Source organism: Acinetobacter halotolerans, assembly GCF_004208515.1.
Classification (GTDB): Bacteria; Pseudomonadota; Gammaproteobacteria; order Pseudomonadales; family Moraxellaceae; genus Acinetobacter; species Acinetobacter halotolerans.
On record NZ_SGIM01000012.1, the window covers coordinates 44,595 to 68,633 of the forward strand.

The window sequence follows — 24,039 nt, forward strand, 5'->3', positions numbered from 1 at the left end:
CAGATATAATAAAACCCGCCTAAGCGGGTTTTATTATGATTCAACAATATTTAACTGCCTTGAACCAAACGTCTTGCACTAATAATCCCCGGTTGTTGCTCTAAGCGAGCCAATAAACGAGAGAGTTGTGCTAAACCTTTAACTTCAATTAGCAACTTCATATTGGCAATACCGTCTGATTCGGAAATGGTATTAACCTGACGAATATTGATTTGATCAGAAAAGATCACTTGGGTTAAATCTTTAAGCAAACCACGACGATCATACGCCTCAACCACGATCTGCACACTCTGACCGCGGGTCGGCTGCATTTCCCAATCTGCTTCTACTGCACGCTCAGGCTCTAGCCCTGTCATCCGTATATAATCCGTACAAGCGACCTTATGAATGCTCACACCACGATTTAAAGTGATGTAGCCGCCAATCGACTCACCATGAACAGGCTGACAACATTGAGCAATGTGTAGTTCCACATTATCCAAACCATCAATCAAGATCCCATGTGCAGATAAAGTATGGCTGGCACGCGGATTCAATGCTGGCTTCAACACCAACTCAGGCTCATCTTGATCCAAATGCATCTGACGATTCACTTGGTTAATCAGCGCATGCAGACTAATGTCCCCACTGACTAATGCCACCAAAATATCATCACCAGATTTTAGATTAAAATGAGATGAATAATCCTTTAAATCAATACTTTTCGGGTGAATAGCCAGCCGCGCGAGCTCCTTATTCAACAGCTCTCGACCCACTTCAATATTCTTACTACGATCTTGTTGCCTAAACCAGTGACGTAGCTTGTCTCGTGCGCGCGAAGTTTTGATATAACCTAAGGAATTTACCAGCCAATCACGGTTTGGTTCCCGATCTTTCTTGGTTAAGATCTCAACCTGTTCACCCGTTTTTAAGGTATAGGTTAATGGCACATACCGCTGATTTACCCGTGCGGCATAGCATTTGTTCCCCACCTCGGTATGCACATGGTATGCAAAGTCAAGAACCGTTGAACCGCGTGCCAATTCTTTAATATCACCATCACGACTAAACACATAAATCTTTTCAAAATTCTCAAAATCTTGAATCTGATCTATACCATTTGACTCATCATCTTCGCCATGTGGTGTAGTTTCAGTACGTTCCTGATAATGCTCAAGTACTGCACGCAAGGAATGCAAACGATCATTAAAGGAGTGATCGGTATTTTTTGCACCTTCTTTATAGTTAAAGTGCGAGCAAACTCCGAGTTCAGCTTCTTCATGCATCTCGAAAGTACGAATTTGCACTTCTAGAGATTTATTCTCTGCAATGACTGCCGTATGCAAAGAGCGGTAACCATTGGCTTTCGGATTGGTAACATAGTCATCAAACTGATTAGGAATATGCCGCCACAACTGATGCACAATTCCTAAGGCATGGTAACAATCGGGTACGCTTTTCAATAATACACGCACTGCCCGTATATCATAGAGCTGATCGAAGCTGAGATTCTTACTTTTCATTTTTCGATAAATCGAATAAATGTGCTTCACTCGCCCTGTAATTTCAGCATCAATATCATATACACTCAATTCAGTCTTAAGCTTGTCAATCACAAATTGAATATACTGCTCTCGCTCCAAACGTTTTTCATTCAGTAAAGATGCAATTTCTTTATAACGTTCAGGTGCTAAATAACGAAAGGCAAGGTCTTCCAACTCCCATTTCAGTTGTGCAATCCCTAAGCGATGTGCCAACGGAGAGTAGATGGTTAAGATTTCACGAGCGACACGTTCTTGACGCTCTTTACTTGCATTTGCTAACTCACGCAATGCATAAGTACGTTCTGCCAATTTGATTAATACAACACGCACATCCTCTGTCACTGAGATGAGCATCTTATATATGCCGTTTAAATGTTCACGTTGGTTATTATTAAAATGATCTTCTAGGCGCTTATTTTTTTCAATCAACTCAGACAGTTTACCCATCGCAAGTGTACCTTTGACGAGACCTAAAACTTGCTCACCAAACTCACGCTGAATATCCTCAAGTGTGATCAATCCTTCACGTACACTTCGATATAATACTGCCGCTGACAACGTATCTTCATCTACATGTAAATGCGCTAGAATATCTGCCATACCAATCCCTGTACTAAAGGTATTGGTATGATGATTAACCGTAGTTTCTAACTCTTTTGCTAAGGTAAGCTCTGCAACTTTTTGTAGTTGTTTCAGCTCATCCCTATCCAAGATATCGCACACTCGATCTAGCCAAGAAACTAGACTACTTTGCGCTTCAGCGGCATGTTCTACAGTCGCTTCCTCAGACAATTCTTGGAATCGTCCAGGTAACTGTTCACGTACTGTGACCATACCATTCTCCTCTGGATATATAACTCATTTTCTAATCGTTTATCTCTTAGATTTTATCAAACTCATTTTTTTCAAATAAGGCAATAGATTCAACATGTTCAGTATGGGTAAACATATCCATTACTGCAGCTTTCCTAAGCTGATAACCATATTGTGCCAATACACCCGCATCCCTTGCCAGTGTTGAAGGATTACATGAAACATAAACGATTCTTTTTGCTCCAAACTTCGGTACATACTGCATCACCTCAAATGCACCCGATCTAGGAGGATCAATCAATAATGCATCAAATCCTTGTTTTGCCCAAGAATGATGCGAAAAGTCTTTTGTTAAATCTTGTGAAAAGAATACGGCATGAGCCAGCTCGTTTGCTTTTGCATTCTCCGTCGCTCGTTGTACCATTTCATCACTTGCTTCAACACCCACCACTTGACCTGCCTCACCAACACAACGCGCTAAAGGAAGAGAGAAGTTGCCTAATCCACAAAATAGATCAAGTACCCTTTCCCCTGGTTGTAATTCTAGCAATTCACATGCCAATTGAACCATTTTAGCATTTATAGCGCCATTTACCTGTGTAAAATCTAACGGTGAGAATGCGAAATTGACGTCAAACTCGTCTAAACGGTAATGCAAACGCATCGGTGCTCGCGGGTCATCCACGCGATGTACACTGTCTGGCCCTTTGGGTTGTAAGTACAACTGCCATTGCTTGTCTAGCGCGAATTGACGTAATTGGTTGACATCCGACACATTTAATTCGTCCAAGTGACGAATTAACAATGCAACATCTGTATCCCCCATTGCCAACTCGATGTGTCCAATCTGGGCTTTAGCAGTTAAATTTTCCAGTAGCTTTCTCAGCTCAGGTAATGTGGCAGATAAAGTTTGCTCCAGCACATTACACTGCTGAATCGCAGTTAAATGATTACTATGATGTTCCCGAAAGCCCATCACGAGGCGGTCTTGCCTAGCGATATAGCGAACACCAATCCTAGCGCGACGTCGATAATCCATTTTTACCGAGCGAATAGGATCGAGCCACTGTTCAGGTTGTAAGCCCGCAAAATGTTGTAGATGGGACTGCAACACATTTTGCTTTAGTCGAATCTGCTCATCAGGATGGATATGTTGTAAGCTACAACCACCACACACCCCATAATGTGGACAAATCGGCTCAATTCTCTGCTCTGCTGCCTCACTCTCAAGTGTCAGCATTTCAGCTTCTTCTAGACGAGTAGTCTGATGGGTAATTCTTGCTCGTACAGTCTCACCGACTAAAGCATTACGAATAAAAACTTTTTTACCCTGCTTTTCTTTCGGATGATCTGCATGCGTTCCATAATGTGCAATCCCTCGCCCCTCATGCGAAAAAGCTTCGACTTGAAAGGTATAAATAGGACTTTGGGCTGGACGCTGTTTCGCTTTATGTTTCAAAAGATGAACCTAATTTTGGGGCGCAAAAGTGTGTGCGGTGAATACAGTATATTGCGATGTTCGCTGCCATACCTGTAAAAAATCTGATTGTTGCGTTTGCGTTTGTAAATATTCAACTGTTGACTGAATCATCTGTTGATGATCTTGTTGATTTAGCTGCCCTTTTAACAGTAACCAACGTAAATACACCAACCATGTATTTAGAACATCGCCTTCACAATAACTGGTCAGTTTTAACCATTGCTCAGTACGGACATATTCAGGCACATGATAACCAGACTCGCCACGCTTTCCAGGGAAACCAAGAAGACACGCAATATCATCCAATTTTTGGAAATTACGACCATTAAACATGGCCATGACATCCATCAAATCAACATGACGATGATGGTAACGGTTCTGGTAATTATTAAAGCGCTTTTGGTTATCAATTTCACCTTGATCAAACAAACTCGGTGCCGTAAGTCCATGGTACATGGCACGGAATAAAATCACCGGCAAGTCAAATTGTGAACCATTCCAACTAACCAAAGTTGGCTGTTTTTTATCAAAAATAGATAAAAACTTAGTCAACATTTCCGCTTCAGAGTTCTGTTCCCGACTAAATGAAAACAGTCTAAAACCTTTTTCATCAATCCATAAGCCTGAGATACACACAATTTCATGTAAAGGCAAACGCTGAAAGTCCATACCAGACTCTTGACGGCGAATCTTGGTCAGTGCCTGCTCCACATCGGCTTCAGGCAAATCAAGGTGATACAGATGAGCACCAGCTTTTAAATCAGTCAGTGTTTCAATATCAAAAACTAAAATCGGAAAACGTAAGCTCATCATTCAATACAATTCAGTTAGGCTTGGTCTTCATCTTGCACTGAAAACAATCCAGTCGACAAGTAACGATCACCTCGGTCGCAGATAATACAAACAATCACGGCATCTGGATTCTCTTCTGCGATTTTGAGCGAAGCCCAAACAGCGCCGCCCGAAGATGTACCTGCGCTAATTCCTTCCTTACGAGCAAGTTTACGCATGGTTCTTTCCGCTTCGATCTGTGGAATATCCATAATACGATCGACACGACTGGCATCGTAAATGGTAGGTAAATATTCTTGCGGCCAACGACGAATACCCGCAATGCTCGATCCATCTGAAGGTTGTAGACCAATAATTTGAATCTCAGGGTTTTGTTCTTTTAAATACTTTGAGACACCCATAATCGTGCCTGTGGTTCCCATCGAACTGACAAAATGCGTGATTTTTCCAGCAGTTTGCTTCCAGATTTCAGGGCCAGTGGTGAGATAGTGTGCTTCTACATTGTCAGGATTGCCAAACTGATTGAGTACAAAGCCTTGACCCTGTGCTTGCATCTGCAATGCCAAGTCACGTGCGCCTTCCATACCTTGTTGCTGTGTCACTTCAATTAACTCAGCCCCATACGCCGACATGGCATCTTTTCGTTCTTGGCTCATGTTGTTCGGCATGATCAGCTTCATGTTATAGCCGCGCATGGCTGCGACCATCGCTAACGCAATCCCTGTATTTCCACTGGTTGCTTCAATTAAAGTATCACCTGGCTGGATTTGTCCGCGCTTTTCGGCTTGGATAATCATATTGTATGCAGGACGATCTTTGACTGATCCGGCAGGGTTATTGCCTTCTAATTTGGCTAATACCGTGGCCTGAGTATGACTTGCTAACCGCTGTAAACGCACTAAAGGAGTTTTACCAACATAATCATCGAGTAAAAATTCATTTGCTAAAAAATCAGTTTGCATGTTCGTCATGATCGACACCGATATCAATGTGGCGACTATTGTATGAAAAAAACAGAGAAACTGCACCTTTTCACGCTGCTTTTTATTGACCGCTAAACGCTCACGCGATGTAAAGCGTGCTAAGATATTTTGCAGAATGATAAATCTGCCCCAACTATGTCAAATTTCAATAAAGCCATCTCCAAACGTTTACGGCTCAATCATGCTTACGGACAACTGATCGCACTCATTTTCGTTCCGATCGCGATTTTGACAGGTGTGGGAATCATTTGGGTTTTATCTGAAACAACCAATGCCGCCAAACAACAACAAAATGCGGAAGCATCTGCCATTTTGGCGCGTTACCATCAGACCTCGACTGAGCTATTTCATCTCATACAAGAACATCCTGATCAGTACGATCGCGCTCAAAACCTCATGCAGAAGATGTTTGATGAAAAAAACTTACAACGCGCAGTGTTGATTGACAATAAAGGACAAACTTACTTAACTGTTGGCTATCAAAATAATCGCTTCTGGCCAAACTTTCCTAAAAATAGTCATTTTTTTGGTCCTATTCCACATAATGATAATAATATTTATGGTGTAAGACTGGATAACAGCAACCCCAATTCAGTGTGGTTAATGATTGAGTTGAACAACCACTCACTCGAACTCGCTCGCTATAAGATTTTATTATCACTGGTTGCGACAGGACTGTTAACACTCTTAATTTTATTGTTTTGCTTAAATGTTTTTTCTCGTCGTTGGCTGGCACCTTTATACGAGATCCGTATGCAAATGCAACGCCTCAATGCCGATACATTGGATCAGCATATTGTGGTCAACAGTACAGGTGAACTGCGATTACTACAACGCGACATTGCTAATGTGGTCAAGCGCTTACACTTCAGTTTCTTAGAATTAAAAGAACATACCGAACAAACTGAAGAAGACTTACGCCGAACACTGGACACTTTAGAAGTTCAAAACATTACCTATCGTCAGGCACGTGACCAAGCTATTTCATCGAACCAATCGAAATCAGTCTTTCTCGCCAATATCAGCCACGAGTTAAGAACACCACTGAATAGTATTGATGGATTTATTCACTTGTTGCTACGTCAGCAGAACTTAAGCAACGAACAGAATTTATACCTACAAACCATTCGTAAATCATCGGCACATCTTCTAGCGCTTATCAACGACGTTCTTGATTTTTCTAAAATTGACGCTGGGAAATTAGAGCTTGAAACTGCACCCTTTGACCTAGAAGAAGCCATCTTTGATGTGATGGATATGCTGTCTCCCTTGGCCGCACAAAAACATATTAATATGGCATTTTATTATGCGGATAATATCCCACAACATGTAGTCGGTGATGCCTTACGCTTTAAGCAGATCCTAACCAACCTCATTTCTAATGCGATTAAATTCACACCTGATGGTGAAATCATCGTTCGTGTGCGTATGGAAGATGATGAGATTGGACAGTGTCTATTACATTTTAGCGTGCAAGACAGTGGGATTGGTTTAAGCGGCACAGATCGCAAGAGATTGTTTGAGTCCTTCTCGCAAGGCGATGCGTCGGTCACACGTCAATTTGGCGGTACAGGACTAGGCTTAGCCATCTCCAAACAACTGGTGCATTTGATGCGAGGACAAATCGGCTTTGAAGACAACCAAGAACGCGCACCGACTGAAAAAGGCTCAACATTCTGGTTTACCGCTTCATTTAAAGTAGAGGAACAAGATGCCATAATCGAACATCCTCGATTTGACCATTTACAAGTGGTGTCTTATCTTGCACACCCTGCGACAGCCAGTGTACTTCGCTTATATCTCGAAAATTATCATGTTGATCATATCGAAACGCAGTCGATTTTAGATTTATTTAGTCGACTCAATCACCTAAATCAGCAAGAAAATACTTGGCTGATTGTCGATCACAGTGGTGATACCGAAGCGTTACTCAAAGAAATTCGTCAACGCTATCATGGCAATCTCGCTGTTTACGGCTATCAGATGAGTCTCGATCCCACCATGTTGAATGAGTATCGTGCTCGACCAATTTACCAACCACTCAGCCGTCGTGAACTGATTCAACTGTTAGGCAATCAACCTATTTTTGAGCAAGAACCAGAGGATTTTAATGGTCAAGGCTTACACATCTTAGCTGTAGATGACCATTTACCGAACTTGATCGTACTTGAAGCGCTATTAGGTGAACTGAATGTCACCACCACCAAAGCACTGAGTGGGCAAAAAGCTATTGATATCATTCAAGAGCGTATAGAACAAAAATCGCCACCTTTCGATCTGGTCTTTATGGATATCCAAATGCCTGTGATGTCAGGTATTGATACCACTCGTGCGATTCGCTCATTAGAGTCAACTTTAGATTCAGGTATGCAACTGCCGATCATTGCACTGACTGCACATGCGCTGGCAGATGAAAAACAAAAACTCCTCAAAGTTGGTATGAATGACTATGTCACCAAGCCGATTCAAATGGAGCAAATCATTCAAATCTTGACGCAGTGGACCAAGAATAATTTTAGCTCTCAACCTGTAAATAGTGAAACCAAACGCCCTGTAGAATCAATTGATCCGCAAATTTTAAATTGGCAACAAAGCATTCAACTGGCTGCCAATAAAGAAGATTTGGCCCAAGACTTATTGCGTATGTTAGTCGATAGTTTTGATACCGAATTGACAGAAATGCAACAACTGATTGAGGTGGAAGATTTCCCACAACTTGAACACGTGTTGCACCGTCTATATGGTGCTACGCGCTATGTCGGTACACCAACCTTACAACGGGTGGCAGGTGAATTTGAACAGTTTGTTTCGACACTGCGTAAAGAACGTCGCAAAGCAGATGAAAGTTTTACTCGAGAAACCAATCATCGTTTTAATGAACTCAACTTTGCAATTGAACAAGTTAGACAATCAGCAAATTTAATCCTTAATTTAAATGACGGTTAAGGTGACTGTTGTGTCATGTTTCATCTTAAAAACTCATGCTATGCTGCCGATCATCAAACACAATAAGAGTATGACAGATGGCCGTTTTACGCGTTGAAAAGAACAATGGAATTGCAACGGTTTACCTCAACCGTCCAGATAAACGCAATGCAATGAGTTTTGCGTTGTTAAAGGAACTTGTCGCAACTGCCAAAAAAATTGAAAAAGATCGCTCTATTCGCTGTGTCATTTTAACTGGCGAAGCACAAGTCTTCAGTGCTGGTATTGATCTTTCTGATCTAAATAATCCTAAAAATACTGTATTTGCGGCATGGGAACTGATCAAACCGGGACAAAGCCTTTTTCAAAAAGCGTTCTTAATTTGGCAAAACTTACCGATTCCCGTTATCGCGGCAATTGAAGGCTATTGTTTCGGCGCAGGTATGCAACTTGCACTCGCTGCCGACATTCGTATTGCCACACCTAATACACAAATGTCGATTATGGAAAGTCGTTGGGGGCTTGTGCCTGATATGGGCTTAACCCGTTCTTTAAAGGGTTTAATCGGCGTTGATTTAGCAAAAGAATTGACTCTAACAGCACGTATTTTTGATGCGCAATATGCCAAAGAAATCGGCTTGGTCACGCATTTGGACGCTGATCCATTAGCAAAGGCAAATCTCATTGCCCAAGAAATGCTACAACGTTCACCTGATGCATTGATGGCTGCCAAACGCGTATTAGATGCAATGCAACACCAACCTCAAAAAGCGTTACGTTTAGAAAAGCTGTGGCAGCTTAAACTGATTTTAGGTAAAAACAGCGCACTTGCACGTAAGAAAGATAAGAACCCTGAAGTTGAATTCTTACCGCGTCAGTATAAATAAGCTAAATTCAATATACAGTTTGCCCCATAATTCACTATCGTGGGGCAGCATGGATGCCGCCGTTGAGCTGCTTTGCACTGCATTCAAAGCGTTGCTTTGAAATTGCTCAGGATGTGCCGTCAGCTCAACAAAGAGGTTTTGTTACTTTTGCCCAGTCAAAAGTAAGGCTAACGCCTACGCAAAAATAATTTGATTTCGCACAATTTAAGCGGCTATTTAAAGCTTAATATAGAGATAAGCTACAAATAGCGTCTCCAGATATCATATTTCAGTGAAAAATCTTAAATCAAAAATAATGAGGTTATTGAGTTTTTATATGCAAATCGATCAACAAACACCAATTGCTTTCTTAGGTATGGGTTTAATGGGTACACGCATGACTGCCCGACTCCTTCAAGCAGGCTACTCAGTTGCTGTTTGGAACCGCAGCCCACATGCTTGTGAGGCACTGATTCAACAAGGTGCAACCGTTTTAGAACTTGATCAGATTGCAGACTACCCCGTGATTTTGACCTGCTTGGCAGACGACAAAGCAGTTCAAAGTGTCTTTGCTCAAATCCAACCTTATCTACAGCCACAACAAATCATTGTCGATTTCTCTAGCTTATCGGTAGCAGTAACCCAAGAATTAGCTCGATCTGCTCAACAACAACAAGTCACATGGATCGACTCCCCTGTTTCGGGTGGAACGATGGGCGCGGAACAAGGCACACTGGTTATCTTTGCAGGTGGAATTGCCAAGACCATCGAACAACTGAACCCAATCTATCAAGTTCTATCACAACGCGTAACCCGTATGGGCGATTCAGGAACAGGACAAGCAACAAAGATTTGCAATCAACTGATTGTTGCCGCTAATAGTACCTTGATTGCTGAAGCCGTTGCACTGGCCGACCAAGCAGGTGTGGATACGACTTTACTCGCTCCTGCACTTGCAGATGGATTTGCTGATTCTAAACCGCTACAAATACTTGCTCCCCGTATGGCGACTCATACCTTTGAACCAGTGCAGTGGAAAGTCCAAACCCTTTCCAAAGATTTAAATAATGCGTTACAACTCGCACAAAGCTTTAACCTAGAGATACCTGTTGCACAAAAAGCCCTACTACAGTTACAAGCGCACCAACAAAATGGCTTTGCTGAGAATGATTTAGCTACTATCATTCAACATATAGAACAATAATTAACGCGTCATGGAGGTTAATATGAGCCATCTTGCAGTCAACTTATCGATGATTTTTACTGAAGTGCCTTTAATCGAACGTTTTGCTTTGGCACATGCACATGGTTTTCAGCATGTAGAAATTCAATTTCCCTATGAATTAGAAATTTTTGATATCAAAACCCAACTTGACCAATACAACCTCTCTTTATGTCTTATTAATGCCCCTGCTGGAGACCTGATGCAAGGTGGTAATGGATTGGCAGGTGTTCCCGGATTAGAAACGACATTTTATCAAGCACTTGAACTTGCGATCAGCTATGCCAATGCATTGAATGTGCCTCGCATAAACATACTCGCAGGCAAACAACCCTTAGATGCCGATTTATTGCCTTGCTTAAACACACTGGCAAGCAATCTTAAGCTCGCATGTCATATGCTCACGGAGCATGATATTGAGCCTGTTTTTGAAATGATCAATGGCACAGATATGCCCCGTTTTTTAATACAAAATATTGCCCAAGCGCAAGAAATGTTAGAGGCGGTGAACCATCCTGCACTTAAAATGCAATACGATTGTTATCACATGGCAATGATGGGTGAAGATGTTTTAGCGGGTTTACAAGAGAATCTTCATCATATTGGGCATATACAATTTGCTGATTGTCCGAGCCGCCATGAGCCTGACACTGGAAATATTCCTTATAAACAAATCTTTGACTGGTTGTTACAAAGTGATTATCAAGGTCTAATTGCCGCCGAATACAGACCAGAAACACATTCAGATCAATCATTTGCATGGAAAAAGAAATATTTTTCCAATGATGTGAATACATAAACTGTTACTGCTGACGTTTGAATTTTTTTGTTAAAAACGGTATATTTGACAATGAGCAATTGTCAGGAAAATATACCCTCTATGAATTTAGAACCATCGCCCAGCGCTTCTAATTCTCACGACCTAAAAATCAAAACTTCAAGCACCGATGTACAGGCTTGTTTAAAAGTCGTACATGAAGCCCTTACTGATGTAAAAGCCAAAGATATTTTAGAACTAGATGTCAGTTCTATTAGCAATGTTGCTGATGCAATTGTTATTGCCAGCGGCACTTCAACCCGTCATGTTAAAGCCCTCGCGGATAATGTTGCTGATGAAGCACGTAAAGCAGGTTTTCGCCCAATCGGTGTCGAAGGTGAACGAGACGCTGAATGGATCTTAATTGACCTAGGTTTCGTCGTTGTACACGTCATGCTGCCTACTGCTCGTAAATTCTATGACCTTGAAAGTTTATGGCGCGCTCCTGAGTCTGTCGCATAAATTTAAGAAGTCAAAAAAAACCTGTCATTTTTATGACAGGTTTTTTTTGACTTTGAGTCTTACCAGTTATTTTAATTTCTGCATGCCCCCCAAAAACAAAATACCTTTTTTAAAACCTGACATGCTAAATTGTCAAATTTAACGTATTATAAAAATGCTTAAACACTCAACCTATAAAAAGTCATAACTGGAGTAAACAAAGTGAAGATTCTGATTACTGGTGCAAATACGGGTATTGGTTTTTCCACCGCTGAACAATTAGTTAAGCAAGGACAGCACGTTATCTTAGCCTGTCGCAACCCGCAAAAAGCCCAAGCGGCACAAGACAAACTCCGCGCACTGGATCAAGGTCAAGTCGACTTAGTATCACTTGATTTAAATAGCCTCGAAAATACACGTAAAGCAGCAGATGAAATTGCCAATCGCTATGGTAGCCTAGATGTTCTAATTAACAATGCTGGACTATTTTCAAAGACCAAACAATTAACACAAAATGGTTTTGAGCAACAATTTGGTGTCAATTATCTTGGTCATTTTCTGCTAACGCACAAACTTATTCCAGTTTTACAGCAAGCACCCAAAGCTCGAATTATCCATCTCGCTTCAATTGCACATTGGGCTGGATCAATCAAACCTAATAAATTTCGTGCCGAGGGTTTCTACAACCCATTGTTCTATTATGGTCAGTCTAAACTTGCCAACTTACTATTCAGTAATGCATTAGCCGAGCAGATGGCAGATAGTACCATTAGCAACAACGCCCTACACCCAGGTGGTGTCGCTTCTGACATTTATCGCGATTTGCCGAAACCCATTTATGAAGTAATGAAAATTGGTTTAGTACCCACTTCTGTTCCAGCCAAACTCATTACTCAAATGGCGATAGGCGATGAATGGGAAAACCGTAATGGAGACTATGTCAGTGCACACATGCCAGATTGGCGTTCACCTCATGCTAAAAACCAGCAACTTGCCCGTGACCTGTATGCGCAATCGATGAGCCTTGTAGAAAAGTATCTTTAATCAAAAAACAGCAATAAAAAAGCCACCCGAAGGTGGCTTTTACAATCTTGATTTAGGTCAGATTAGTGACCACCACCATTGATTGCTTTAGTCATGTCTTCAACCACTTTCTTCGCATCACCAAAGACCATCATGGTTTTTTCATTGTAGAACAAGTCATTATCTAGACCAGCATAACCTGTTGCCATAGAACGCTTGATCACCATAATCGTACGAGCTTTGTGTGCTTCAAGAATCGGCATACCGTAAATCGGTGATGTCGGATCATCTTTCGCCGCAGGGTTAACTACGTCATTTGCACCGATAACAAGAACAACATCAGTTGCAGGGAAGTCTGAGTTAATCTCATCCATCTCTAAGATGTCTTCATACGCAACATCAGCTTCAGCTAACAATACGTTCATGTGACCAGGCATACGACCAGCAACTGGGTGAATCGCAAAACGAACTTTTACACCTTGTTCTTTTAAGATTTCACACAATTCTTTAACTGCATTCTGTGCACGACCTTGCGCCATACCATAACCCGGCACGATCACAACGCTGTCCGCATTTGACATCAAGAAGCCAGCATCATCAGCAGAACCAGAACGATAGTTACGTTGTACTTGCTCACCTTTGTCAACTGCAACTGCTGCGCCACCCATTGCACCACCAAATAATACATTGATGATAGAACGGTTCATCGCCTTACACATGATGTAAGAAAGAATCGCACCAGAAGAACCAACAAGCGAACCTGCAACGATCAACATATTGTTTTCAAGTGTGAAACCAATACCTGCTGCCGCCCAACCAGAGAATGAGTTCAGTAACGATACCACAACTGGCATATCACCACCGCCGACTGGCGCAATCCACATCCAACCAAATGCCAAAGCAAATGCAGTCATGATGTAAAATGCAGTCAAGCTATCTGTAGCGAAGTACACACCACCGAAAACTAACATCGTGATAAATAACAAAGCTTGTAGTGGTTTTACCCATGCACCTGAAATGGTTTTCGCCCATTTCTTTGCTGCGAGTTTGCCGTAAGCAAATACAGATGCTGTAAAAGTAATCGCACCAATAAAACAGCCCACGAACAATTCAAAACGATAGGTACTGCTAAAGCCAGTAAATGCTGTATAGCCTTCAGCCAACATCGCTTCATTCACAGAAGTCAATTGTGCTGCATCAAACTGACCAAAATGAGCCGCTTTTAATACAGTCGCAATCGCAATCAATACTGCTGCTAAACCGACCAATGAGTGCATCAATGCAACCATTTCAGGCATTTGCGTCATTGGTACTGCGCGCGCTTTGGTAATCCCGATCGCTGCACCAGCAACCATTGCCAAACCGATCATCCAAACCACTGGACCTTCAGCCACAAAGAATGTCGTTGCAACCGCGATTGCCATCGCAATCATACCGTAACGGCTACCCGCAATCGCTGTCTTAGGACCTGACAAACCACGTAAAGTTAAGATAAAGAGGACAGCACCAATCAGGTAGAACCAATCCGCATAGTCTCGAATAAATTCCATCACACGCCCTCTTTTTTCTTTTGCTTAGGTTTGAACATTTCAAGCATGCGCGCCGTTACAGCGAAACCACCGAAAATGTTAATACTTGCAAGGAACACAGCGATTGCACCTAAAATGCTAATCGGGTTAATGGTCTCAAAATAAACCGAACCCTCAATCCCAATAAATGGCAAACCGACGGTTTGAATCATTGCACCAACAACAATAATTGAAGACAATGCGTTTGTTACAGCCATCAATGGCGTATGTAACGCTGGCGTTACACCCCAAACAACGTAATAACCTACGAAGATGGCAAGGACGAAAATTGTAATCGTTTCAACCATGAGAACTCTCCTTAACCACGCTTGAGCAGTACTTGACCGCCATGTGTCACGAGTAACGCTTTTTGGATTTCATCTTCTTGATTGATCGCAAAGGCTTTGTCTTTGTCAAACAATGTCTCAAGGAAGTTAAATACGTTACGTGCATACAATGCAGATGCTTCAGTTGCAACTGTGCCCGGAATATTTGGGATGCCCAAAATTTTCACGCCATTTTCAGTTGTTACTGTTTCGCCTTCTTTAGAACCTTCAACGTTACCACCCGTTTCAACTGCCATATCTAAAATGACAGAACCCGGTTTCATTTTGGCAACGGTTTCAGCTTTAATTAAACGCGGCGCATTACGACCAGGAAGCAAAGCAGTTGTGATCACGATATCTGCATTTGATACCGCTTTATCCACAATCGCAGCTTGATCTTGAATGTATTGCTCACCCGGCATCCAACCATAACCATTCTTGGCAGCGTCGGCAGCTTTTTGCTTTTCTTCATCAGACATCGGTACGTCTAACCATTTACCACCTAAAGACTCAACTTGCTCTTTAGCGGTTGGACGTAAATCAGTCGCTTCAACGATTGCACCCAAACGTTTTGCAGTCGCAATCGCTTGAAGACCCGCAACACCAACACCCATGATCACAACACGCGCAGGTTTTACAGTACCCGCAGCCGTCATTAACATCGGGAACATACGTTGATATTCAGCCGCAGCCAACAATACAGATTTATAACCTGCCAAGTTTGCTTGAGAAGAAAGTACATCCATGTTTTGTGCACGTGAAAGTGTACGTGGAAGTAACTCTAAAGCAAAAGCAGACACTTGCTGAGCAGCAAATTGATCTAATTCTGAATTTCGGTAAGGGTCAAACATTGCAATAACAGCCGTATTCGCCGCAAGTTTTTGAATTTCGTTACCACTTGGGGCACGTACTTTCAAAATAATTTGGCTACCTGTATATGCATCATCCGTAATGGCTGCGCCAACTTGTTCATAAGCACTGTCAATATACGCAGCTTTAACACCAGCGCCACGTTCAATAACAACGCTATGACCTGCGTTAATCAACTTCTTCACTGTCTCTGGTGTTGCAGCAACACGACTTTCACCGACGACAGTTTCGGTTGGGATTCCGATCTGCATGAGCGTTCCTCAAGCTAGTTTTTCTTAAGTAAACATCGCGAATCGCAATGTTTCCCCCAGGAGTATTCTTTGTAGAGACTTAGGATTTTAATGGAACTTTTTTAAAATTCCACCCAATATTTATTTAATAAATACCTATATTTTGAACTGATGATTCATATTAATGTTTAAAACTTGTATGATCAGTATGTTTGATTTTTATAATGCAAACCTACTTTTCTATACTGTTAAAGATGAAATGACACTCTCATCCACATAAATATGCTCATTTCTACCCTTTGTATCGTATGAGTGATTGAATAGCAAAGCGATATTTATTCAAATAAATCCACATCACAGTTTTCACCATTGATAAACCTCGTTCAAATGCGTTACATATCAACGGCACTCAAGTTAGGCTTCTATAGATTTACTGCTTGAATCGGCATCATAAGCATGCGATGAGTTTGGTGGATTGGCTTATTTGAACTTTTATCGTTTTTTTCGGCTACTTTTATCAATTGTCTTGCTCACATGAATTCACCGTGATTGACTGAATCGAAATTTCAACCCACCTAGAACAGAAATGCTGTTTAAATAATAAACATTATTAAAAAAGAAATGTAAAAACCCAGCTTGGCATTTTCTCAAGTGATATTTGTTTAATTTTTAGCAGTAAAATTTAGCATATTGCACAATATTGGTGCAATTATTAAGCAAACTAATCTATCTCATCATTTTTTTGGCTGAGTAAAAATAAAATTTCCTGAAAATGAGCACCCATTGCCTCTTTTGCTAAACAATCATCAGGGTTTCTTAAAGGACATTGCTCCAAAGACAGGCAACCACAACCGATACATTGATCGAGTTGTTGCCGTAATTGCAATAACATCATGATTTGCTGATCAAGTTGCTGTTGCCATTGTTGAGACATGGTCTGCCAGTCTCGTTTAGTTGCCACTTGTTGTTTAGGTAGAGAAGCAAAGGTCTCTTTAATTTGCTGCAAACGAATTCCCACCTGTTGTGCCGCCTTAACAATCGCAATTCTTCTCAGCATGGCACGTTGATAACGGCGTTGGTTACCCGCGGTTCGCACACCCCATATCAGTTCTTTTTCCTCATAAAAGCGGATGGTTGCAACACTAACACCACTTCGTTTTGCAAGCTCACCAATCGTGAGCCAAGCCTGTAATTGTTCTTGTTCCAAAATATGCTTGACCTCTAGTTAACTTGAGCTTTGATACTAACATAACTCAGTTTTCAGAACGGTGTTTTCCAATGAATAAAGCAAATACGCAAGCATTTAAAATAATCAATCCAGATGAGTTGTATGACCCACGTGTCAATGGATATAGCCATGTCAGCATCGTACAGCCCAATATGCGTACCATTCATATTGCAGGTCAAGGCGGTGAAAATAAAAATGGTGAACTGTCACAAGATTTTGACCAACAGGTACAACAAGTCTTTTATAATATCCAACATGCTTTAACTTCAGCTCAAGCGCAACTTCAAGATATTGCGGTATTACGTATTCTGGTTGTGGATCACGATGCTGAGAAACTTCAAAAATTGACTCATATCATGCAGCATTTGTGGAAAAATCATGTTTTTCCAGTATGCACACTTATCCCTGTGCCATGTTTAGCATTAAAAGACATGCAAATCGAAATTGAAGCAACTGCATATACCGCTTAAACCCGTTATAGAGAGAATTATGTCTGCTCCCCAAGATATTAGTCAAAATAAAGCCCTACTCTGGTTTATGGCTGTGGCATGTGGTTTGTGTGCAGGTGCAAACTATTATAGTCAACCGTTAATCCATTCGATTCAGCAATATTTTGCAGTGACAGAGGGTCAAGCGGCCCTCACTGTCACATTTGCACAGATTTCCTATGCATTAGGCTTACTCTTTATTGTACCAATGGGCGATGTGGTCAATAAAACTAAGTTCATTCCCCTGCTCATGTGTTTTTGTGCGGTTGGCTTATTTATTAGTGCTTTCTCGGTGAATTTGCCGATGTTATGGCTTGGAACAATCTTAGCTGGTTTATTCTCAGTTGCTGCACAAATCCTGATTCCATTGGCAACCATGACCGTACAACCTGAAAAAACAGGCGAAGTGGTTGGCTTCCTAATGAGTGGGTTGTTAGTTGGGATTCTACTATCGACCAGTTTGGCAGGGTTATTCTCCAATTTATTTCACTGGAAGATGATCTATGCAGTCAGTGGGGTATTAATGTTGATATTGGCTTATGCCCTGAAAAGTCGCTTGCCGTATGTGATGCGGATGAAAATGAATTATGGTCAAGTGTTTGCATCCATGGCACAACTACTAAAACAAGAAAAACGACTCTTATTACGTGCACTTTCGGGTGGATTTGCATTTGCAGCCGTCAGTATTTTGTTCTCTACCATCGCTTTACTTTTGGCTTCCGCACATCACCTGTCTGATCTACTGATCGGCATGGTTGGATTGGTCGGTATCTTTGGTGCATTATCGACACAATATATCGGTAAATATGCAGATCGAGGTTATACCCAGCAATTGACATGGATGGGCTGTGGTTTATTTATTGTGAGTTGGATCTGCTTCTATTATGGTCAGACTTATTTATTCAGTTATATTCTTGGCTTCGCGCTGATCCAATTGGCTCTAGCACTCGTTCACACCAGTAATCAAAGCATTATTTTCCGTTTACGCCCTGATGCCAAGTCACGTATCAATGCAATCTATATGACCACCTATTTTATTGGCGGCGCTTGTGGATCTGCATTGGGAATTTTCTCATGGAATCATGGAGGCTGGAGCATGACTTGCTTGGTGGGTCTCAGTTTGGTTTTCGCTTGTATGTTCTTTAGTTTCTTGGATAAGCTGGTTTCATCCAAAACTATCTCCCCCTAAACGAAAAATGCCAAGAAGAATCATCTTCTTGGCATCTATATAAGGATAGCGTTTAAAGTCTTAAGTTATTCGGCTCGATCGCAACAATATCCTCTCGCGCCGCAATAAATTCAGGTCGGGGTTTAAGCCCACCTAATGGCTGCTGTAATTGATTGTCGATACTATTATAGACAAAGAAAATATTACTGCGTGGGAATGGGGTAATGTTACTGTTTGAACCATGCATTAAATTGCAGTCAAAGAATACAACACTACCCGCCAACCCTGTACACGAATGTATTCCGCCCATATCGGCCAAATAGCGCAATAAGCTACCATCGGGTACACCATACTCTTGCTTTTTGAGCGACTTTTTATAGTGCTCATCAGGGGTCTCACCCTGACAAGAAATATAGTGTTGATGTGAACCAGGGATCACCAAAAGTGGCCCGTTGTGATCATCATTATCCGTTAGTAAAATCGAGCAACTTAAAGCACGCATTCTCGGCATGCCATCTTCACTATGCCATGTCTCAAAGTCGGAGTGCCAAAAAAACTCTTTGCCATGCAAACCCGGTTTATAGTTAATACGCGACTGATGTATATAAACATCGCTTCCCAGTAATGATCGAGCGATGTTTAATACACGTTCATCAGAGACTAGATTTTTAAACACATCATTTAAACGGTGTACATTAAAAATCGAACGCACTTCTTGGCTTTCACGCTCAATAATCGCTTCAGGGCGTTGTTGAACGGCGAAATCTTGGCGCATTTGATGCAACTCATTCAGTAGATGTTGTACTTCATCTTGACTAAATAATTGATCAACTTGCAAAAAGCCATTTTTTGCATAATCTTGTTTTTGCTGTTCGGTTGCACCTTGAACGACATCTTGCTGATAAACCACTGGATCTGCACGCGAAATGATTGCAGCGGCATCACTTCTTCGAGTCAGGTAAGGGTTACTCATTTGCACGATTACACCTCCTCCTCAGTCTGTTTCATCATCTGTTCTGGTGTTGCATACACGCCATCTTTGTCATGCACTTCATTGCCCACTAAAGCAGGATTAAAAGTACAGACCAGAACCAAATCAGTGGTTGCACGTAGATAATGATTGTCATGCTGATTTAAGGCATAGAGTGTTCCCGGCGTGATTTTATACACCTCTCCAGACGGAATAAGTTCAATCTCTCCCTCACCTTTTACACAATACACCGCTTCTAAATGGTTCTTATACCAAATATGCGTCTCTGTACCTGCAAAGATGGTGGTTTCATGCATCGAAAAGCCCATACCATCTTCACGTAATAATAAACGACGACTTGCCCAAGTGTCTGTTTGCACATCACGATCAGTATTTAGAATATCTTGTAATTGACGTACGATCATGAAACAACTCCGTGTACTTTAACTGTCGATTTTATTTTCGCTTGAGATAAATTGGCTTGTGTGTAGACCTGAACCACATGTTCAATCGCCTGCTCTAACAGCTCAATCCCTTGTTCTAAGATTTCAGGCTCAATCGTCAATGGCGGTAGTAATTTCACCACTTCACCACGACTGCCAGAAGTCTCAATCACCAAACCAAGTTGGAAGGCTTGAGTTGTCACTTCATCGGCCCAGTCAGGGTTTTTAAATGCGATACCTTGCATCAAGCCACGACCACGATGGGTTAACTCTGCCGCAGGGAATTTCTTCACAATCTCTTGTAGTCGACGACTCACCAATTCTGACTTCTGCGCCAATTCCGTTTGGAAGCTTTGATCCGCCCAAAAGTGTTGAATTGCTTTAGTCGCCGTAACAAAAGCTAAATTATTGCCACGGAATGTGCCATTGTGTTGACCCGGACGCCAAATATCTAATTCTGGTTTAAACAAAACCAAAGACATAGGTAAACCAAAGCCCGACAAAGATTTAGACAAGGTCACGATATCGGGGGTAATCTCTGCTGTTTCAAAGCTAAAGAAATGACCTGAACGACCACAACCAGCCTGAATATCATCGACAATCAATAGAATCTTGTGCTGTTTACACAAGGCCGAAAGTCGCTTCAGCCAATCAATACTAGCCGAATTTAAACCGCCTTCGCCTTGCACACACTCAACAATAATTGCGGCTGGCAGATCAATACCACTACTACGATCTGTCAAAAGCTTATTCAGCATCGCAATGGTATCGACATCTTGACCAAAATAGCCCGCGTATGCTGCATGATGGACATTGCCCAAAGCCACACCCGCAGCTTCACGAAACTTTTGATTTCCTGTTAATGAAAGTGCGCCTAAGCTCACCCCATGAAAACCGTTGGTAAATGCAATAATATTGTGGCGCTTGGTAACATTACGAGCCAACTTAATTGCTGCTTCGACGGCATTGGTTCCTGTTGGACCCGTAAACTGCAATTTATAATTTAAAGTACGTGGCTTTAAAATATATTGCTCAAAAGACTCTATAAAAGCCTTTTTCGCAGAAGTTGCCATATCCAAGCCATGCACAATGCCATCTTGCATCAGATAATCAATTGCAGCCTGTTTCAGCACGGGATGATTGTGCCCATAATTCAATGTGCCCGCACCCGCGAGAAAATCAATATAAGATCTATCATTCTCATCCACCAAAACTGCATTTTTTGCAGTTTTGAATATGGTAGGAAAAGAATGAATATAACCTCGAACTTCAGACTCCAATCGACTGAAAATATTCATGAATAACTCCAAGTTAATTTAAAAAGGAATAAATGTCTTAAATACTACTCAGTCCCAATCCCAACGACCGATGGTGTATAAGTCTTCTGGCTCATGCTGAGTGTCGAATTCTTCTGGTTGTAGAGGCTGCAAAGCTTGCTTTGATAAAAACGGGCTGACTTTACAATCAACATCAAAACGTTGAGCGAAGCTGCGGAAAAGATTTTGAGAGGCTTTATTACTTGGAGAAATTGTTGTTTTGAGGAGTTTTAATTGGCGGGATTCTAAGCATTGTTCTTTTACGTTATCAAGGAGTAAGGAACCAATCCCATTTCCTTGCTCTCTGGGCGAGACCGCAATTTGCCAGAGGAAGTAAGTATCTGGATCTTCTGGACAAATATAACCCGTGACCACACCCGATATTTCGCCTTTGTGATTATATGCCACAAAACAAGTATCGGTGTGATGCTCAGCCAGTAAAGCATAAGCATAGAGTGAGTTGAGGTCCAAAGTTGGACAGGACTGAATCAAAGCGTGTACTTCACGTACATCTTTTGGTTTGAAATTACGAACGCTGCAGTGATTCAGCTGATGAATAATTGATTGTTTAGTCAAGCGAATTGACTGTCTTGATAAAGCTTCCACGCTATCTCCTTTTGTATTTCCATACTCGGCATACTCAAGTTATAAGTGTGGTATCAGGATAGTATCTACGCATGTCATTGAATAACAATCACATTGATAATCTGTATTACCTTATTTTCAACTGGATTTAATTTGGAACTTTTGCCTCAAGTAACTGGGCAAACCGCTCTAATGAAACAATGAGATGTTGTCTCTCATCATTGGTCAAAGCTTGTAAAGCCAGTGAAAAACCTTCAGGTAACGCAGACGGTGATTGATCTAATAATTGTTCGCCTTTAGATGTTAGGCTGACACGTACATGTCGACGATCTTGCATATCCCTCATACGCAGTACCAAGCCTTTTTCCTCTAGACGATCAATGATTCCAACAACGGTACTCGGACTTACAAAAATTGCTTTGCCAATCGCAGACATACTGCACGGGCCAATTTTTGCAATGGTCATTAGCGCAACTAATTGCGGTGTTGTGATTTGGTGAAGTTGAGACAATCGTTTGGAATAAAGCTCCACACATTGCTCAATCCGCCGAACACTTTGTAAAACACGAACAGCATCATCCATCTCAATCACGCACAAAAAAAGCTAAACACACTATTGTAGTACGTTGTACATGATGTTGTCTGTATTTTAATAAAACATCACCGCGCTATTTATTTACGCCTCATCTTGGTGCCAAGTACATTTATTTCCCGATACCTTGAGTAGAAATCATTATAGGTAGTGAATATTTTTTCTTCAAATCAATTCATATCAAATAGTTTGAATAAGAATGATTTTATCGTGAATCATTTTTTTTAATCTATATAAATCAAAGTATTATAAATTATGTAATTTTGTGTAATCCCACCCGCCCCAAGAAAACCCGCATAATGCATAAAAAACAACCATTCAAGATTCATGCCATGACCAATATCTTGTGATCATTGTTGATTTAGTACCATCGATTATTCAGCTGAAATAGCTGAACTTATTTAACAAAATCTGCTTATGCAATATTTAAAAAAGCAGACGATCTAAAACGTGATGGCTGGTTAAAACCCGCCCTTTTCAGATCGTCACTGAGGTTTGAAATTTTACTGATTACGTTGATTGACACGCTTAGAAAGTTCTTCAGCAGACTCTTTGCGTTCAGAATAACGATTTTTTAAGTATTGTGTCTAATTTACGGTATACATCTTAATGTCATTACTAAATAAAAATATAATTATCATGAATATCAGCGGCCACTAAAATCTAAAAACACCCAATGAAATTCATCGGGTGTTTTTTAATATTTACTTATTTCAAAACTAAAACGTAAATCAACAATGATCAGCAGTTCAAAATTGACCACCGTATTTCAACTGTTAGTACTCTGTTGAAATTATCGTAGGGGTGTCGGTTGTAAAATTTCAATCCAATAATCATCTGGGTCTTTAATGAACGCAACATGGTTCATACGTCCTTCTGAAAGTTTCTTTTGAAATTTAACACCCAAACGCTCAAAGCGTTCGCATTCAGCGACCACATCTGGTACCGACACGCACAGATGACCGAAGCCTCGAGGTTCACTATTACCATTATGGTACTTAAACGATTCATCTGTTTCTGTACCATGATTTAGTGTCAACTCAAGCACACCTGATTGACTCAGCACCCACTCTTTGCGTAGCACATCATCAGTCGGTATGTCACTAAAGGCTCTTCGAACCAAATACACAATAGTAAATGCGGCGTCATGAAATATTTCTTCATAAACAGGCACAAAACCGAGTACCTTCGAGTAAAACTCAATCGACTGATTTAAGTCTTTTACCCTCAGCATGGTATGGTTAAATACATAGTGCCTGGTTTCTTCTTCTATCGCCTCAGAAACGTTAAATTTTCCAAGTAGATCACTTAAAGCCATTATATTTTCCTCAAATAAGACATATCAATTGAGAGAAACACCTATATTTAAA

Annotated in this window: 22 protein-coding genes and 1 pseudogene; 8 read left to right on the plus strand and 15 right to left on the minus strand. The window is 41.2% G+C overall.

The features are described 5' to 3' along the window. Positions 1 to 50 precede the first annotated feature (50 nt). From EXE30_RS13340 to cysM, 4 genes are read right to left on the minus strand one after another with little or no spacing between them, the layout of a single operon-like run. Entirely contained in the window at positions 51 to 2,357 is a 2,307-nt protein-coding gene (locus EXE30_RS13340) for a RelA/SpoT family protein (RefSeq protein ID WP_130162820.1), read from the minus strand. A gap of 46 nt (positions 2,358 to 2,403) precedes the next feature. Then, the gene (rlmD, locus tag EXE30_RS13345) at positions 2,404 to 3,795 is read right to left on the minus strand and encodes a 23S rRNA (uracil(1939)-C(5))-methyltransferase RlmD (RefSeq protein WP_130162821.1); all 1,392 of its coding nucleotides are present in this window, start codon (positions 3,793 to 3,795) and stop codon (positions 2,404 to 2,406) included. Between the two features lie 9 nt (positions 3,796 to 3,804). Then, positions 3,805 to 4,626 carry a 3'-5' exonuclease gene (locus EXE30_RS13350; RefSeq protein ID WP_130162822.1) on the minus strand — a complete coding sequence of 274 codons (822 nt, stop codon included), beginning with the start codon at positions 4,624 to 4,626 and terminating at the stop codon, positions 3,805 to 3,807. 17 nt (positions 4,627 to 4,643) lie between these two features. Next, on the minus strand, positions 4,644 to 5,579 hold the full coding sequence (cysM, locus tag EXE30_RS13355; RefSeq protein ID WP_130162823.1) for a cysteine synthase CysM: 936 nt from the start codon (positions 5,577 to 5,579) through the stop codon (positions 4,644 to 4,646). Between the two features lie 147 nt (positions 5,580 to 5,726). Between cysM and EXE30_RS13360 the strand changes: the two genes are divergently transcribed. The 6 genes from EXE30_RS13360 to EXE30_RS13385 all read left to right on the plus strand — a co-directional run bounded on the left by EXE30_RS13360 (position 5,727) and on the right by EXE30_RS13385 (position 12,906). Further along, positions 5,727 to 8,537 (plus strand): GacS-like sensor histidine kinase, encoded by a 2,811-nt coding sequence (locus EXE30_RS13360; protein ID WP_130162824.1) that lies wholly within the window; start codon positions 5,727 to 5,729, stop codon positions 8,535 to 8,537. Between the two features lie 77 nt (positions 8,538 to 8,614). Then, positions 8,615 to 9,403 carry a crotonase/enoyl-CoA hydratase family protein gene (locus EXE30_RS13365; RefSeq protein ID WP_130162825.1) on the plus strand — a complete coding sequence of 263 codons (789 nt, stop codon included), beginning with the start codon at positions 8,615 to 8,617 and terminating at the stop codon, positions 9,401 to 9,403. 316 nt (positions 9,404 to 9,719) lie between these two features. After that, a complete protein-coding gene (locus tag EXE30_RS13370) occupies positions 9,720 to 10,586 on the plus strand; it encodes an NAD(P)-dependent oxidoreductase (RefSeq protein WP_130162826.1) in 867 nt (288 codons plus the stop codon). 22 nt (positions 10,587 to 10,608) lie between these two features. Further along, positions 10,609 to 11,403 (plus strand): hydroxypyruvate isomerase family protein, encoded by a 795-nt coding sequence (locus tag EXE30_RS13375; protein WP_130162827.1) that lies wholly within the window; start codon positions 10,609 to 10,611, stop codon positions 11,401 to 11,403. A gap of 81 nt (positions 11,404 to 11,484) precedes the next feature. Continuing rightward, positions 11,485 to 11,883 (plus strand): ribosome silencing factor, encoded by a 399-nt coding sequence (gene rsfS, locus EXE30_RS13380; RefSeq protein WP_004672480.1) that lies wholly within the window; start codon positions 11,485 to 11,487, stop codon positions 11,881 to 11,883. Between the two features lie 201 nt (positions 11,884 to 12,084). Then, positions 12,085 to 12,906, plus strand: a complete 822-nt coding sequence (locus EXE30_RS13385; RefSeq protein ID WP_130162828.1) for an SDR family NAD(P)-dependent oxidoreductase — start codon at positions 12,085 to 12,087, stop codon at positions 12,904 to 12,906. A gap of 62 nt (positions 12,907 to 12,968) precedes the next feature. Here the strand turns inward: EXE30_RS13385 and EXE30_RS13390 are convergent, their stop codons facing one another. From EXE30_RS13390 to soxR, 4 genes are all read right to left on the minus strand, one after another. Then, positions 12,969 to 14,435, minus strand: coding sequence for an NAD(P)(+) transhydrogenase (Re/Si-specific) subunit beta (locus tag EXE30_RS13390; protein WP_004672475.1), 1,467 nt, complete (start codon positions 14,433 to 14,435; stop codon positions 12,969 to 12,971). Next, on the minus strand, positions 14,435 to 14,761 hold the full coding sequence (locus tag EXE30_RS13395; protein WP_004672473.1) for a proton-translocating transhydrogenase family protein: 327 nt from the start codon (positions 14,759 to 14,761) through the stop codon (positions 14,435 to 14,437). Before EXE30_RS13395 ends, EXE30_RS13390 begins: the two co-directional genes overlap by 1 nt. Positions 14,762 to 14,772: 11 nt before the next feature. Beyond that, positions 14,773 to 15,900 (minus strand): Re/Si-specific NAD(P)(+) transhydrogenase subunit alpha, encoded by a 1,128-nt coding sequence (locus EXE30_RS13400; protein ID WP_130162829.1) that lies wholly within the window; start codon positions 15,898 to 15,900, stop codon positions 14,773 to 14,775. A gap of 700 nt (positions 15,901 to 16,600) precedes the next feature. Further along, a complete protein-coding gene (soxR, locus tag EXE30_RS13405) occupies positions 16,601 to 17,086 on the minus strand; it encodes a redox-sensitive transcriptional activator SoxR (protein ID WP_130162830.1) in 486 nt (161 codons plus the stop codon). Positions 17,087 to 17,157: 71 nt separating this feature from the next. On the opposite strand from soxR, the gene EXE30_RS13410 reads away from it, so the two are divergent. Together EXE30_RS13410 and EXE30_RS13415 are read left to right on the plus strand one after the other, a co-directional pair. Then, entirely contained in the window at positions 17,158 to 17,577 is a 420-nt protein-coding gene (locus EXE30_RS13410) for a RidA family protein (protein WP_130162831.1), read from the plus strand. A gap of 19 nt (positions 17,578 to 17,596) precedes the next feature. Then, entirely contained in the window at positions 17,597 to 18,784 is a 1,188-nt protein-coding gene (locus EXE30_RS13415; RefSeq protein WP_130162832.1) for an MFS transporter, read from the plus strand. A gap of 52 nt (positions 18,785 to 18,836) precedes the next feature. Here the strand turns inward: EXE30_RS13415 and thpD are convergent, their stop codons facing one another. The 7 genes and pseudogenes from thpD to gloA all read right to left on the minus strand — a co-directional run bounded on the left by thpD (position 18,837) and on the right by gloA (position 23,987). Beyond that, positions 18,837 to 19,742 (minus strand): ectoine hydroxylase, encoded by a 906-nt coding sequence (gene thpD / locus EXE30_RS13420; protein ID WP_130162833.1) that lies wholly within the window; start codon positions 19,740 to 19,742, stop codon positions 18,837 to 18,839. 2 nt (positions 19,743 to 19,744) lie between these two features. Next, positions 19,745 to 20,158 (minus strand): ectoine synthase, encoded by a 414-nt coding sequence (locus EXE30_RS13425; protein WP_121930522.1) that lies wholly within the window; start codon positions 20,156 to 20,158, stop codon positions 19,745 to 19,747. Next, positions 20,155 to 21,474 carry a diaminobutyrate--2-oxoglutarate transaminase gene (gene ectB, locus EXE30_RS13430; protein ID WP_121930521.1) on the minus strand — a complete coding sequence of 440 codons (1,320 nt, stop codon included), beginning with the start codon at positions 21,472 to 21,474 and terminating at the stop codon, positions 20,155 to 20,157. Before ectB ends, EXE30_RS13425 begins: the two co-directional genes overlap by 4 nt. A 48-nt stretch (positions 21,475 to 21,522) precedes the next feature. Continuing rightward, positions 21,523 to 22,098 carry a diaminobutyrate acetyltransferase gene (gene ectA, locus EXE30_RS13435; RefSeq protein WP_130162834.1) on the minus strand — a complete coding sequence of 192 codons (576 nt, stop codon included), beginning with the start codon at positions 22,096 to 22,098 and terminating at the stop codon, positions 21,523 to 21,525. 127 nt (positions 22,099 to 22,225) lie between these two features. Continuing rightward, the gene (locus tag EXE30_RS13440; RefSeq protein ID WP_130162835.1) at positions 22,226 to 22,660 is read right to left on the minus strand and encodes a MarR family winged helix-turn-helix transcriptional regulator; all 435 of its coding nucleotides are present in this window, start codon (positions 22,658 to 22,660) and stop codon (positions 22,226 to 22,228) included. A gap of 512 nt (positions 22,661 to 23,172) precedes the next feature. Then, positions 23,173 to 23,256 (minus strand): annotated as a pseudogene (locus EXE30_RS13445) (arsenical resistance protein ArsH); the annotation flags it as partial. 206 nt (positions 23,257 to 23,462) lie between these two features. Then, positions 23,463 to 23,987: a lactoylglutathione lyase gene (gene gloA, locus EXE30_RS13450; RefSeq protein WP_130162836.1), complete on the minus strand. Its 525-nt coding sequence runs from the start codon at positions 23,985 to 23,987 to the stop codon at positions 23,463 to 23,465. Positions 23,988 to 24,039 lie beyond the last annotated feature (52 nt).

Bases quoted from the DNA above. Each gene is read 5' to 3' on its own strand.
- EXE30_RS13340 (WP_130162820.1), bottom strand. From the start codon at position 2,357: ATGGTCACAGTACGTGAACAGTTACCTGGACGATTCCAAGAATTGTCT.
- EXE30_RS13350 (WP_130162822.1), bottom strand. From the start codon at position 4,626: ATGAGCTTACGTTTTCCGATTTTAGTTTTTGATATTGAAACACTGACT.
- cysM (WP_130162823.1), bottom strand. From the start codon at position 5,579: ATGACGAACATGCAAACTGATTTTTTAGCAAATGAATTTTTACTCGAT.
- EXE30_RS13360 (WP_130162824.1), top strand. From the start codon at position 5,727: ATGTCAAATTTCAATAAAGCCATCTCCAAACGTTTACGGCTCAATCAT.
- EXE30_RS13365 (WP_130162825.1), top strand. From the start codon at position 8,615: ATGGCCGTTTTACGCGTTGAAAAGAACAATGGAATTGCAACGGTTTAC.
- EXE30_RS13370 (WP_130162826.1), top strand. From the start codon at position 9,720: ATGCAAATCGATCAACAAACACCAATTGCTTTCTTAGGTATGGGTTTA.
- EXE30_RS13375 (WP_130162827.1), top strand. From the start codon at position 10,609: ATGAGCCATCTTGCAGTCAACTTATCGATGATTTTTACTGAAGTGCCT.
- rsfS (WP_004672480.1), top strand. From the start codon at position 11,485: ATGAATTTAGAACCATCGCCCAGCGCTTCTAATTCTCACGACCTAAAA.
- EXE30_RS13390 (WP_004672475.1), bottom strand. From the start codon at position 14,435: ATGGAATTTATTCGAGACTATGCGGATTGGTTCTACCTGATTGGTGCT.
- EXE30_RS13395 (WP_004672473.1), bottom strand. From the start codon at position 14,761: ATGGTTGAAACGATTACAATTTTCGTCCTTGCCATCTTCGTAGGTTAT.
- EXE30_RS13400 (WP_130162829.1), bottom strand. From the start codon at position 15,900: ATGCAGATCGGAATCCCAACCGAAACTGTCGTCGGTGAAAGTCGTGTT.
- EXE30_RS13410 (WP_130162831.1), top strand. From the start codon at position 17,158: ATGAATAAAGCAAATACGCAAGCATTTAAAATAATCAATCCAGATGAG.
- EXE30_RS13415 (WP_130162832.1), top strand. From the start codon at position 17,597: ATGTCTGCTCCCCAAGATATTAGTCAAAATAAAGCCCTACTCTGGTTT.
- EXE30_RS13425 (WP_121930522.1), bottom strand. From the start codon at position 20,158: ATGATCGTACGTCAATTACAAGATATTCTAAATACTGATCGTGATGTG.
- ectB (WP_121930521.1), bottom strand. From the start codon at position 21,474: ATGAATATTTTCAGTCGATTGGAGTCTGAAGTTCGAGGTTATATTCAT.
- EXE30_RS13440 (WP_130162835.1), bottom strand. From the start codon at position 22,660: ATGGATGATGCTGTTCGTGTTTTACAAAGTGTTCGGCGGATTGAGCAA.
- gloA (WP_130162836.1), bottom strand. From the start codon at position 23,987: ATGGCTTTAAGTGATCTACTTGGAAAATTTAACGTTTCTGAGGCGATA.